The organism is Candidatus Methylomicrobium oryzae, assembly GCF_016745425.1.
Classification (GTDB): Bacteria; Pseudomonadota; Gammaproteobacteria; order Methylococcales; family Methylomonadaceae; genus Methylomicrobium; species Methylomicrobium oryzae.
This window is the reverse complement of the sequence record NZ_JAERVK010000006.1, coordinates 125,092-137,658: the sequence shown is the minus strand read 5'-3', so window position 1 is coordinate 137,658 and position 12,567 is coordinate 125,092. Positions and strand designations below refer to the sequence as shown.

At 57.4% G+C, this 12,567-nt stretch carries 8 protein-coding genes; 5 read left to right on the top strand and 3 right to left on the bottom strand.

From position 1 onward, the window contains the following. Positions 1-17: 17 nt before the first annotated feature. From JJL52_RS08565 to JJL52_RS08545, 5 genes are all read left to right on the top strand, one after another. Positions 18-1,922: a transglycosylase SLT domain-containing protein gene (locus JJL52_RS08565; protein WP_202051990.1), complete on the top strand. Its 1,905-nt coding sequence runs from the start codon at positions 18-20 to the stop codon at positions 1,920-1,922. A 79-nt stretch (positions 1,923-2,001) separates the two neighbouring features. After that, the gene (fabA, locus tag JJL52_RS08560) at positions 2,002-2,517 is read left to right on the top strand and encodes a 3-hydroxyacyl-[acyl-carrier-protein] dehydratase FabA (RefSeq protein ID WP_005371715.1); all 516 of its coding nucleotides are present in this window, start codon (positions 2,002-2,004) and stop codon (positions 2,515-2,517) included. A 12-nt stretch (positions 2,518-2,529) separates the two neighbouring features. After that, positions 2,530-3,750 (top strand): beta-ketoacyl-ACP synthase I, encoded by a 1,221-nt coding sequence (fabB, locus tag JJL52_RS08555; RefSeq protein ID WP_202051989.1) that lies wholly within the window; start codon positions 2,530-2,532, stop codon positions 3,748-3,750. Between the two features lie 93 nt (positions 3,751-3,843). Then, on the top strand, positions 3,844-4,746 hold the full coding sequence (ttcA, locus tag JJL52_RS08550; protein WP_202051988.1) for a tRNA 2-thiocytidine(32) synthetase TtcA: 903 nt from the start codon (positions 3,844-3,846) through the stop codon (positions 4,744-4,746). Between the two features lie 216 nt (positions 4,747-4,962). Beyond that, positions 4,963-9,198 carry a DEAD/DEAH box helicase gene (locus JJL52_RS08545; RefSeq protein WP_202051987.1) on the top strand — a complete coding sequence of 1,412 codons (4,236 nt, stop codon included), beginning with the start codon at positions 4,963-4,965 and terminating at the stop codon, positions 9,196-9,198. Between the two features lie 1,297 nt (positions 9,199-10,495). On the opposite strand, the gene JJL52_RS08540 is transcribed toward JJL52_RS08545, so the two are convergent. The 3 genes from JJL52_RS08540 to JJL52_RS08530 are packed head-to-tail and all read right to left on the bottom strand — an operon-like array spanning position 10,496 to position 12,392. After that, positions 10,496-10,888, bottom strand: a complete 393-nt coding sequence (locus tag JJL52_RS08540) for a rhodanese-like domain-containing protein (RefSeq protein ID WP_202051986.1) — start codon at positions 10,886-10,888, stop codon at positions 10,496-10,498. Further along, positions 10,885-11,478, bottom strand: a complete 594-nt coding sequence (locus tag JJL52_RS08535; protein ID WP_202051985.1) for a class I SAM-dependent methyltransferase — start codon at positions 11,476-11,478, stop codon at positions 10,885-10,887. Before JJL52_RS08535 ends, JJL52_RS08540 begins: the two co-directional genes overlap by 4 nt. Then, complete coding sequence (locus tag JJL52_RS08530) at positions 11,475-12,392, bottom strand: LysR substrate-binding domain-containing protein (RefSeq protein ID WP_202051984.1); 918 nt, start codon at positions 12,390-12,392, stop codon at positions 11,475-11,477. The genes JJL52_RS08535 and JJL52_RS08530 overlap by 4 nt, the downstream gene beginning before the upstream one ends. Positions 12,393-12,567 lie beyond the last annotated feature (175 nt).

Here is a 12,567-nt window from a genome sequence, read left to right as displayed (position 1 = left end):
TCAATTTCTCAACTAGAATGCAATCCCTGCGAGTCATTCTCCTGGCTATAGTCCTGGCGTCAGGTATCGATGCCTGCGCGCGCGACCGGCAGCGCGAGCGCAGCGATTTCGTGCTGGCCGAGCAGGCGGTCGAGCGCGGCGATGCGGCCGCTTTTCAGGCACTGGCCGATGTTCTGTCCGAGTATCCGCTTTATCCTTATCTTCTGTATCAGTGGTTGAAGAAAGATTTGGGACAAACCGACAAGGTCCGTGCGTTTCTGGCGGATTATAAAAATACGCGCTACGCTTCGCTGCTGCGGGAGAAATGGCTCGAATCGATGGCCGCGCAAAACCTATGGCGGGCTTATACCGAAAATTACGTAGCCGACGGCAATGTGGCGCTCGAATGCCTATACCATTGGGCCCGCTTTCAAACCGGTTTTCAGGAACAGGCCCTGCTGAATGCCAAACGCTTGTGGATGAGCGGCAGTTCGCAGCCGGGCGAATGCGGACCGCTATTTGACGAGTTGGCGAGATCCGCGCTGATGAGCCGCGAAATGATATGGCAGCGTTTCGAAATGGCGTTGAAGGAAAACCACCGGCAGTTGGCCGAATCGCTTGCGCGCCGGCTGCCGGAGCCGGACCGTGACGCCGCTGAGTCATGGCTCAAAGTCGATAAGAACCCCGAACTGATCATTGAACCGAAGAACCGTTCGGACATCAATGCATTGTCCGCCCGAATTTTTGCGCATGGTATCGATCGGATCGCCAAGTCGGACCCGGACAGGGCCGTGCAGCTTTGGGATGCCGAGAAACAAGGCTTGCCGCTGGAAGACCGCCTCAAGCAAATGACCGAGCGCCGGCTGGCGCTGGCTTTGGCCTTTCAAAGGAAGACGGCAGCCTACGACCGGTTGACCGGCTTGAGTATCTATGATGGTGAGGTGAGGGAGTGGCGGGTCAGGGCCGCTTTGTTGGAACAGAACTGGGAGCATATCGCAGCGGCCGTGTCGAGTTTGACGCTCGAAGAACTCAAGGAAGCGCGCTGGCAGTATTGGCAGGCGCGTGTGTTCGCGGTTACCGGCCACGCCGCGGAGGCGCGATCGCTGTATATGCAGGCCGCCAAGGACCGGAGTTTTTACGGCTTTCTGGCGGCCGATGCGGTATCGCAGCCATACTTCCTGGCCGATACCCCTGTGCCGCTGGCCGCGAACGATCTGGCGGAATTGGCGGCCGAAAAAGATTTTCAGGCCGTGAACGAGCTTAGGGCTTTGAATCGCGAAATGGAAGCGCAGCGGCAATGGTGGTTCGCCACGGGCAAACTGACTCAAGAAAAACGCGCCCAGGCCGCCAAGCTGGCAGAATCCTGGGGCTGGCATCCAATCGCGATCAAGACGCTGGTCAAGGCGGATTATTGGGACGATCTGGCCTTGCGTTTTCCGCTCCGTTATCTGGAGCAGGTGCAGGAGCATGCGTTCCGGCAGCACCTCGACCCGGCCGTCGTGTTGGGCGTGATCCGCCAGGAAAGCATGCTCGACAGCCATGCCGAGTCAGCTGTCGGGGCGCTGGGACTGATGCAGGTGATGCCGAAAACGGGCAGGCAGATTGCACGGGAGATTCAGCAAAATCTGGTAACGAACTCCAGTCTGTTCGATCCGAATGTAAATATTCAACTGGGGTCTTATTATTTCAAAAAACTGCTGCAGCGCTTCAATGGTCATGTGGCGTTAGCGGCCGCGGCGTACAATGCGGGGCCTGCCAGAGCAACGAAATGGCTGCCGAATGCCGGAACGATGCCTGCCGATATCTGGATCGAAACGATACCGTTTCGGGAAACACGGAAGTATGTGGCGGCGGTTTTGTCGTATGCGATCATTTATCAGCATCGGCTCAACAAACCCGCTTTAAAGATCACCGACCTGATGCCCGCCGTTCCGCCCGGGTAAAAATGAGCTGATTTTTTTCGGTGCCTGATAGATAATATGCGGAACCAATTTAATGAAAATTTGCCAAGGTAAACACAGAATGGAGAAAAAGCATAGCCTGACGCGCGACGAATTGTTGATGTCCGGGAGGGGTGAACTTTACGGCCCCAAAAATGCCCAATTGCCGTTGCCGCCTATGCTGATGATGGACCGCATCACGTTGATTACCGATGAAGGCGGATTGTACGGCAAAGGCGAGATCATCGCCGAACTCGACATTAGGCCTGACCTTTGGTTTTTCGACTGTCATTTTCAGGGCGATCCGGTCATGCCGGGCTGCCTGGGGCTTGATGCGATGTGGCAGCTGGTCGGATTCTTTCTCTGCTGGATGGGCGGACCAGGCAAAGGGCGCGCGCTGGGCGTCGGCGAGGTCAAATTTACCGGTCAGGTGTTACCGACTGCCAAAAAAGTCGTTTACCATATTCACATGAAACGTCTGATCATGCGCAAGCTGGTGATGGGCATTGCTGACGCGACGATGGAAGTGGACGGCAAAAAGATTTACGAAGCGACCGATTTGCGCGTCGGTCTGTTTACTTCTACAGAAGATTTCTAAGGTTTAAAGGTAATGAAAAGAGTTGTGGTAACCGGTTTAGGTATCGTTTCGAGTATCGGCAATAACCGGAATGAAGTCGTCGAATCGTTGAGGCTCGGACGGTCCGGCATCGGTTTTGCCGACATTTATCGGGAACTCGGTTTCCGCAGCCATATTCACGGCGCGGTCAAGATCGACCTGGATGCGCATATCGACCGCAAGATCAAGCGTTTCATGGGCGACGGTGCCGCCTTCAACTACATTGCGATGCAGCAGGCGATCGACGATTCGGGGCTGGAAGAAAGCGATATTTCGAACGAAAGGACCGGCCTTGTGATGGGATCCGGCGGGCCTTCCACTTCGAACCTGGTCGAGGCAGCCGACCTGTTGCGCGAGAAAGGCATCAAAAAAGTCGGCCCCTACATGGTGCCGCGCACGATGTCCAGCACCAACACGGCCTGCCTTGCGACGCCATTCAAGATTAAGGGCGTCAATTATTCGATCAGTTCGGCCTGCGCGACCAGCGCGCACTGCATCGGTCATGCGATGGAACTGATCCAGATGGGCAAGCAGGATATCGTATTCGCCGGCGGCGGCGAAGAAGTGCATTGGACGATGTCGCTCTTGTTCGATGCGATGGGCGCATTGTCGTCGAAATACAACGATACCCCGGAAACGGCGTCCCGGCCTTATGACGAAACCCGCGACGGCTTCGTGATTTCCGGCGGCGGCGGCGTGCTGGTGGTCGAAGAGCTGGAGCACGCGAAAGCGCGCGGCGCGAAAATTTATGGGGAATTGACCGGTTACGGCGCCACTTCCGACGGTTACGACATGGTCCAGCCGTCGGGCGAAGGCGCCGTGCGCTGTATGCGCCAGGCCTTGGCGACGGTGCGGGGCAAGGTCGATTACATCAACGCGCACGGCACCAGTACGCCGGTTGGCGATACCCGCGAACTGGAAGCCTTGCGTACCGTCTTCGGCGTCGGTAACGTGCCGAAGGTCAGCTCGACCAAATCCCTGACCGGCCATGCCCTGGGCGCGGCCGGCGTGAACGAGGCGATTTATTCGCTTTTGATGATGGAAGAAAGCTTCCTGAGCGCCTCGGCAAACATATCGCAGCTCGACCCGGGCGCGGAAGGCATTCCGATCGTGCGCGAATGCGAGGATAACGTGACACTGAATACGATCATGTCGAACAGCTTCGGTTTCGGAGGGACGAACGCCACCCTGGTCTTCGAACGCTACAGCGGTTAAATCTGTTTTCGGGGGCCGTAAGGCCCCTTTTTCATTGATCCGCCATAAAACTCTCTTTTTTCGTTACCTTCTTTTAGCATTGATTCGCTGCGCATGTCCGAAACCCGTTCGAAAACCCGCACCCAATTCAACAAACTGCAAAAGCGCCTGCGCCACAACGTAGGGGATGCGATCGCCGATTACAATATGATCGAGGACGGCGACAAGGTGATGGTCTGCCTGTCCGGCGGCAAGGATTCGTTTACCCTGCTCGACATCCTGATGAATCTGCAGAAAACCGCGCCGGTCCGGTTCGAGATCATCGCGGTGAATCTGGACCAGAAGCAGCCGGGCTTTCCCGAGCACGTGCTGCCCGAATACCTCGAATCAATCGGCGTGCCGTATCACATCATCGAGCGCGATACTTACAGCGTGGTCAAACGGGTGATCCCGGAGGGCGCGACGACCTGCGGGCTCTGCTCGCGGCTGCGCCGCGGCATCCTGTACGGCTTCGCCGAAGAACATGGCGTCACCAAAATCGCGCTCGGTCATCACCGCGACGACATTCTCGAAACCTTCTTCCTGAACATCTTTTACGGCGGTAAACTGAAGGCGATGCCGCCCAAGCTGCTCAGCGACGACAAGAAGAATATCGTGATCCGGCCTTTAGCGTATTGCCGCGAAAAGGACATCGAACGCTTTTCCGCTTTCAAAAACTTTCCGATCATTCCGTGCAACCTGTGCGGTTCGCAGGAAAACCTGCAGCGCAAGGCGATGAAACAGATGCTCCGAGGCTGGGACAAACAGTTTCCGGGCCGCCTCGAAACGATTTTCACCAGTTTACAGAATGTGGCGCCGTCGCAGTTGGCCGATGCGGCGCTGTTCGACTTTGTCGGCCTGCAGCGCGGCGGCGTGGCCGATGACGAGCCGCTGGCAATTTCCGTCGAACAGCCGCTGGTTTTCGATCGTACTTTCGCGAAAGCACGCACGGCCGCGATCCTGGGCACGGCGGAATAAAGAGCGTCCCGGCCTGGTCAAACGTAGGGCGGGTTCGGCGCGCTTCGCTTTTGAGTTTCGGGTTCGACAAAGCTTTCCGTGTGGCGAACCCGCCTTTTGCGGCAGCCTGGGCGGGTTACGATGCTGCCGTTGCCCTTCCTAAATTTTTTCTTCGGCTAACTACAGTCGTAATCGTCTTCAGTCCGTTCCGAATCCTTACACGAGTCAGCATAGTCGATGACTTCCGATACGCTTTCCGAACAGTTCAAACAGTACGATCAACTGCCTCCCGAACAACGCGCCGTCCTTGACGTGCTGGCCGTGCATTACGGCTACGCCGGCCCGACGCTGATCGGCAAATGCTTGTTCGATCTCGGGTTTAAAGACAAGGACGGCAAGGCATTCAAGCCGGTTACTCTGGCGCCGCTGCTGGAAGCGTTGCAGGACTTGCGGTTGGCCGAAAAAGCGCCTAAACAAACGATCTACCGATGCGCACGACGGTTTGTCGAGCCGCTGACCCGAAAACTGGCGGAAGAAACGCGCACCTTCCGAAAGGTCGCCGACAGCATCGGGCGCCATGCACCGGTGCGCGGCGGCTATTACCGTTACGATAAGGCGGACGACTGCCTGCGCGAAGCGCGGATCCGCTTTCACCTCCGTGAGTATAAGGAAGCCGGCGAATGCTTGAAAATCGGCCGTCATGTCTTGAATTTGCCGCCCGATTACGACCTTTATTTGCGCTGGATCTTAAACCCGTTCGATGCCGTTTGGCTGAGGGCTCGCCATCCGGTCATCCTGCACGACATTGCCGGTTACATTGCCTTACATCAATTGAACCATCTCTATGCCGACCCGGCCATTGACGATTTTTTACGCCGGTGCGCGCTCGAACCGGGGCTCGTCAAAGCGCCGCTGGCGACGCGCGTGTTTGCCGAATTGCAATGGCTGCGCGGCGATTGGGACGAGCTCGAGCGTTGGATAACGCCACGCGCCGAGCCCGAATTGCAGGCCGTCGCCGCCGCGCTGGCCTTTATGAAAGGCGATTCGGCGCAGGCAATTGTCGGCTTCGAAAAGGCGCTGCAGGCGCTCAGAAAGGAAACCGGCAAACGCACGGCGTATTTTTACGGCTTGGCCGGGGTATTCTATCCGCTTGCGATCATGAAACAGCGTGATAGCGAACGCCTCACGAAGCTGCCGAACCTGCTCGCCCAAGGGGGCAGGATGGGCGGGATCTGGACCGATGTTTACCGCTATCTCGCGCTGTTCCACGAGTTTCAGCAAGGCGAACTGCAGCGACGGACCGAACTCCTGGCGATGACGCTGCCGGTCAAACTCACCTCCGGTTTCGGTAAAGACGGGCGTCCGGAAGCCGCGATGGTGACTCCGAATGCATTACAGCATGTGTTTTTATGGCTGATCCAGTGGTGGGTCGATGCCGGGCATGTTACGGAAGTGAGCAAAAATCAGCAGGCCTTATACGCCCATTTGCAGAGCAACGGCTATCGCTGGCCGGCCGCCGAACTGGCGAAGGTGTTCGCTAAAATTAACCCTGCCGAGGCCGGGCGCTGGGATGCCGGTTTTCTGGCCGAGCGCCCCCTTAGGCTCGCCGAGCTGTTCGTCAGCCGGCCCGATTGGGACCTGGCCCTGGACGCCTTGCTGAATATCGCGCCGTCGGCCGGCAAAAGCGCCGAACGGCCGGCGGCCCCGGACCAGAAGTCGGTCCGCCTGATCTGGCTGGTGTCCTATCATGAGTACGGCCATACCGTGGCCATCGAGCCCCGCGAACAGAAACAGCAGGCCAAGGGCGGTTGGAGCAAGGGCCGTCCGGTTGCTTTGAAGCGCCTTTACGAGGAGCGGGACAGTTTGGATTATTTAAGTGAACACGATCTGAAACTGTGCAAGACGATCAAGGAGTTCCGCGGCAGCAGCTGGTATGGGTCGGTCTCTTACGAATTCAGCAGCCGAATGCCGCTCGCTCTGGCCGGCCATCCGTTGCTGTTTTGGGCGGATTCGCCCGAAGTGCGCGTCGAAGCAGTCAAGGGCGAGCCCGAGTTGCGGGTCAGCCGGGGAAAAGGCGGCGACAAGATACGGATCGAACTGCATCCTGTACCGTGGCACGACCTCAAAATCCATGTCGGCAAGGAAAGCCCGACACGCCTGAAAGTCGTCGAATTCGCGTCCGAGCACCAAAAAATTTATTCGGTGCTGGGCCCCCAAGGCCTGGAAGTGCCGATGTCGGCGCAGGAACGCGTACTGCAGACCCTGATCGGCATTTCGGGCCTGTTGACCGTGCATTCGGACGTCGGCGGCAGTTCGAGCGGCGCCGAACAGGTCGCCGCCGACGCCACGCCGTGCGTGCATTTGCTGCCGTTTGGCGAAGGCTTGAAGGCCGCGCTGTTGATCAGGCCGTTTGCGACCGGCGGGGCGTATTATGCGCCCGGGCAGGGCGGCGCCAGCGTCTTCGCCGAAATCGACGGCCGGCGGCTGCAGGCGAAGCGCGATTTGCCGCTTGAAACGAAGCGCGCCGCCGAACTGCTCAAAGCGTGTCCGGCTTTGGCCCTGGCGGAGCAGGACGCGGCCGGCGAGCGGCTGCTCGAAGAGCCCGAGCAATGCCTCGAACTGTTGCTGCAACTGCAGTCGCTCCCGGAAGGTCGAGCAATTGTCGAATGGCCGGAAGGCGTCAAATTCCGGGTGCTGGGCCAGGCCGGAAGTGCGAATTTCAGCATGAACGTCAAACGCGCTAACGACTGGTTCGCGCTGGACGGCGAATTGAAGATCGACGACCGCACCGTCATCGAAATGCAGGAACTGCTGTCCCTGCTCGGCAGCGGCAAGGGCCGTTTCCTGCAACTGAAGGACGGCCAGTTCGTCGCCTTGACCGAAGCGTTCCGCCGTCGCCTGGAAGACTTGCAGGCCTATGCCGACATCAGCGGCAGAAAGGTCCGCCTCAATCCGCTAGCCGCTCTGGCTCTGGAAGACTGGAACGAAGACGGCGGCGTATTCACGGCGGACAAGCATTGGCAGGCGCATATCGAGCGGTTAAAGTCTGCGCGCGAGTTCCGGCCGGTGCTGCCGTCGACTTTCCAGGCGGAACTGCGTGATTACCAGATGGACGGTTATGTCTGGCTTTCGCGGCTGGCGCACTGGGGTGTCGGGGCGTGTCTGGCCGACGACATGGGCCTCGGCAAAACGATTCAGGGCCTCGCGCTGTTGGTCGAGCGCGCGCCCGACGGCCCGGCACTGATCGTGGCGCCGACCTCGGTGTGCCTGAATTGGGAAAACGAGGCGAATCGCTTCGCGCCGACCCTGAAGCCCCGGCAACTGGGCGGCGGCGACCGCCAAAGCATGCTGGAGAGTTTGGGACCGTACGACCTGTTGATCTGCAGCTACGGCCTGTTGCAGCAGGAGCCGGTCGCCGAGATGCTGGCGAAAATCCGCTTTCGGACAGTGATCCTCGACGAGGCGCAGGCGATCAAGAATGCCGCAACCCGCCGCTCGCAAGGTGCAATGGATCTGCAGGGCGATTTCCGGATCATTATGACCGGCACGCCGCTCGAAAACCACCTCGGCGAGCTCTGGAACCTGTTCCGCTTCATTAACCCGGGCCTGTTGGGTTCGCAGGAGCAATTCAACCGGCGCTTTGCAGGTCCGATCGAACGCGACCGCGACGCCCAGGCCCGCCAGCGCCTGAAGAAGCTGATCCAGCCGTTCATTCTGCGCCGTACCAAGACCCAGGTCTTGCAGGAACTGCCGCCGCGCATCGAAATTCCGGTGTATGTCGAACTCAGCTGCGAAGAAATGGCGTTTTACGAAGCGATCCGCCGCGACAGTCTGAACGAACTTGCGAGTAGCGACGGCCCGCCGGGACACAAACACCTGCAAATCCTCGCCGCGATCACCAAGCTGCGCCGCAGCTGCTGCAACAGCCGGCTCGCAAACGCCGAAATCAGCCTGCCGAGCAGCAAGCTGGCCGCGTTCGGCGAGATCGCCGAGGAACTGCTCGACAACAAACACAAAGCATTGGTATTCAGCCAGTTCGTCGACCATTTGCAGCTCATCCGGGACTATGTCGAAGGGCGCGGCATTCCGTATCAATATCTGGACGGTTCGACGCCGGCGAAGGAACGCCAGCAGCGCGTCGATGCTTTCCAGCGCGGCGACGGCGAGCTGTTCCTGATCAGCCTGAAAGCCGGCGGCGTCGGCCTGAACCTGACCGCGGCCGACTACGTGATCCATATGGACCCGTGGTGGAATCCTGCTGTCGAAGACCAGGCCTCCGACCGCGCGCACCGGATGGGTCAAAAGCGTCCGGTTACGATCTACCGGATGATCGCCAAACAGACGATCGAAGAAAAAATCGTCGCGCTGCACAGCCACAAGCGCGATCTTGCCGACAGCCTGCTCGAAGGCGCGGACGTCAGCGGCAAGGTTTCGGCGGACGATTTGCTGAGCCTGATGCGCAGCGATGATTGACGAGAGTCCGCAATCCTTTTGGGGCCACAGCCAGCTCTCAGCTCGGAGCGTTTTTGAAATTAGGTTCCGGTCCCGCTTCCGGATTCAAAAAACGAAGACGGCTCGAGCCGAATAATGAGGTGTCCACGCTACCGTAATTTCCCGGGCAGGGCATAAGAAATCGAAATTTATTTTCATTAATAATAATTATAAAACAATTATTTACAAAATATTATTAATGTAATTTAGATGCAGAAGTTAATGTAACTTAGGGGCGATAGTTAAGGTCGCGTCAAGTGATTTATTAAGAGTTCCGCGTGGAACAAACGGCGTAATTTCTGCTTGGGTTTTTTCTTCCGGGCCACTTTGAAATCGTCTTCATCCGCTTGAAGGTATTTGGACGGCGAAGTTTCGGCCGAACCTGCGTAGGTCCGATTCGCGTAGCGTAATCGGACCTACGCGAACTGTGAGTAACGGCCTGCTTTTTTGGGGCGAAGCGTAAGTGGCCGTTCACGGGCCAATGCCGTTAGGTTCTGCCTCGCGGAGTTGTAAAGCTCGCTTTGCAAATAGTCAAACCGATCGGCAAAGCCGGCTTTGTCAATCTATGCAAGCGGCTTGGTTTAGCCCGCGTAGGTCCGATTAGCGTAGCGTAATCGGACGCACGTCATCCGCCTCCGCTTCGGCAAAACGACCCATGCGTCGATTTTGAAAAAGATGGCGCTTACGAACCCGCCGCACTGTCTCGCGCAGTAAGCCGATCGCGCGGATCAACAGATCGTTCTGATAGCGTTGCCGCAGGTTTACCGTAAAAAAACCGGTTCCTGTTGGGATGAAGACACACCTGTAATTTTCGTCATGACTTTGTTCGCATTATGAAAAATGCGGCGAAGAGAGCATTGGCTTCGGGAGCATGCGTCCGATTACGCTACGCTAATCGGACCTACGCGAATTAGTCAAGCCCATTGACAAAGTCGGCTTTGTCACTCCCTTAAGCGCCTTGGTTCCGGCTTATCGTGTTAGGAATGTGCCTGAAAATGCAATATCAATCCAATAAAACTAGTTAAAACAATAATTTATGATAACTTGTTAAGGTTTATTAAAAGAACTGGCTAAACCTATTAAAATTTATTAAGAATTTTTCTTAAAACAATGAATTAATTGTTTTTTATTTCGGTTTTGGTGGGACGGAAAGTTGGCGTGCCGGAGGAAAATGGCAGGGGGAGGCATGCGGAAAAAGAGCGAAGACCCATGCGGGTCTACGCGAAGCGCGCGGTATCCTTCTATGCACGGAGCGGTGTAGAAGGGGGACGGTTCAGGTTCAGCTTTGCTCCCAGGGTAGGCCGTGAAAGCGCCAGCCGCCGAGATTGCCGCGGTGCTTGTTCTCGTCGAGCGGTCCCTCGAAGCCTTCCAGGATGTTGATCAGATGCTTATAACCGGCCTGTTCGAGCAGCTTGGCTGCATCCAGCGAACGCTGGCCGCTGCGGCAGAGCAGCAGGATCGGGGCGTCTTTATTCGGGACGGCGGCTTCAACCTCGGCGGCAAAGTTCGGATTCAATTGCCAGTCCGGCGCTTCCTTCCAGGGGATATGGATGGCGCCGGTCGGATGGCCGACGAAGGTGTGTTCCATCTTAGTGCGAACATCGACAAGGACGGCATTCGGATCGTGCTGGAGCAAATCCCAGCATTGTTGCGGAGTCAGATTTTCGATCATGGTTTTATTTCTTGCTCAGGTTTTCGGCCGATAAATTGGGCTTCGCTGCGGAGTCCCTGCCTGAGGTCGCCGATCGCGCCATTTTCCCGGTAAAAAACCGGGCGCAACGGCAGAAACAGGGTCAGCAGTTCATTGTCGTCCAGCAGATAGGCCGGATTTTTCGGACCTTCGTCGCCGATTTTCAGGCGGGTGAATGTTTGATAGAACAATAAGCCGCCGGGTTTCAGGGCCTCCATTATCGCATCCTTCAAACTGCGGTCAAGAAAACGTCCGACCACGATGACATCGAAGGCGGAAGAGGGCAGCGAAGCGGGGCAGAGGGCTGTCCGGCGCGCCTTAATTGCCAGCCGGCGGGAGTCGGCATAAGCCTGCAACTTTCCGACCGCGACGGCGGAAATATCGAGGGCGACGACCTTCAGTCCGTGCTCGGCAAGAAAAATCGCGTTGGCGCCGAGTCCGCACGCAAGATCGAGCGCATGCCCGGCGGACGGCAACAGGAACACGTTTTCGGTCAGCACCGGAACCGGGGCCTGGCTGCCGGGCTCGTCCAGGCTGTAGAGCCGGTCCCATTTTTCCTGGAGTCCGTTCATGTTTCGGGATCGTCGCCCGGCTTGCTGACGCGGGGCTCCAGCCAAGTCTGCAGAAATTCCATGAACACGCGGACTTTCGCGGACAAATATTTCCGATGCGGATAAACCGCATGCACATCCAGCGGCGGCGAAGGGTAGTTTTGCAGGACGGGCTGGAGCCTGCCGCGTTCGATATCCCAGCCGACAATGTAAATCGGCAGCATCACCAGCCCCATATCGTTGATCGCCGCGATACGGATCGCATCCGCGACGTTGGCCTGCAGGCGGCCCGAAACGGTAATGATCTGGGAACCCGATTCGCTTTTGAACGGCCATTTGTTTTTAGGATGAATGGACCAGTTGATCAGGCAGCTGTGGTGCACGAGATCCTGCGGGGTTTCGGGAATGCCGTGTTTGGCGAAATAGGCCGGCGAGCCGCAGACCACGAGCGAAGAACTGGCCAGTTTGCGCGCGACCATGCTGGTATCGTTCAATGCGCCCAGATAGATCGCCAGGTCGATGCCGTCTTCGATCATGTCGCCGGGGCCGCTTTGAATGATCAATTCGATGTTCAGGTCGGGATGCAGTTTCAGGAATTCGGAGATCGCGCGGGCGATATGGGTGGCGCCGATCACCGGCGGGGCACTGATCCGCAGCGAACCGCGCGGCTCGGTCTGCAGGTGGGTGACCTGCGATTCCATTTCCTCGATATCGAGCAGGACCTGCTGGCAGCGCTCGAAATAGGCCGCGCCGACTTCGGTCAGGCTCAGGCTGCGCGTGGTGCGGTTGAACAGGCGGGTGCCGAGGTTGCTTTCCAGATGCATGATATGTTTGGTTGCCATTGCCCGCGAAATATCCAGGTCGCGGGCGCCGCCGGCAAAACTTCCCGCTTTTGCGACACGGACGAAAACGTTCATGCTGGTCAATTTGTCCACGGGCTTTTCCTGCAATCGAGCTTGATTCGAGGGGGAAGGCAAAATGCGTAGAATCGCAGGATGGGTTTTTCCTTAACTCTATGCGGTCCAAGTCAGGATGACTATAAGATCGTAGTTATTATATTTTGTTTCAAAATAAGAAACAATTAATTTATTAGATGCGTCATTGTATCCT

What these genes read in the sequence shown, in the direction of transcription:
- JJL52_RS08565 (WP_202051990.1), top strand. Translation starts at nt 18, where the DNA reads ATGCAATCCCTGCGAGTCATTCTCCTGGCTATAGTCCTGGCGTCAGGT.
- fabA (WP_005371715.1), top strand. Translation starts at nt 2,002, where the DNA reads ATGGAGAAAAAGCATAGCCTGACGCGCGACGAATTGTTGATGTCCGGG.
- fabB (WP_202051989.1), top strand. Translation starts at nt 2,530, where the DNA reads ATGAAAAGAGTTGTGGTAACCGGTTTAGGTATCGTTTCGAGTATCGGC.
- ttcA (WP_202051988.1), top strand. Translation starts at nt 3,844, where the DNA reads ATGTCCGAAACCCGTTCGAAAACCCGCACCCAATTCAACAAACTGCAA.
- JJL52_RS08545 (WP_202051987.1), top strand. Translation starts at nt 4,963, where the DNA reads ATGACTTCCGATACGCTTTCCGAACAGTTCAAACAGTACGATCAACTG.
- JJL52_RS08540 (WP_202051986.1), bottom strand. Translation starts at nt 10,888, where the DNA reads ATGATCGAAAATCTGACTCCGCAACAATGCTGGGATTTGCTCCAGCAC.
- JJL52_RS08535 (WP_202051985.1), bottom strand. Translation starts at nt 11,478, where the DNA reads ATGAACGGACTCCAGGAAAAATGGGACCGGCTCTACAGCCTGGACGAG.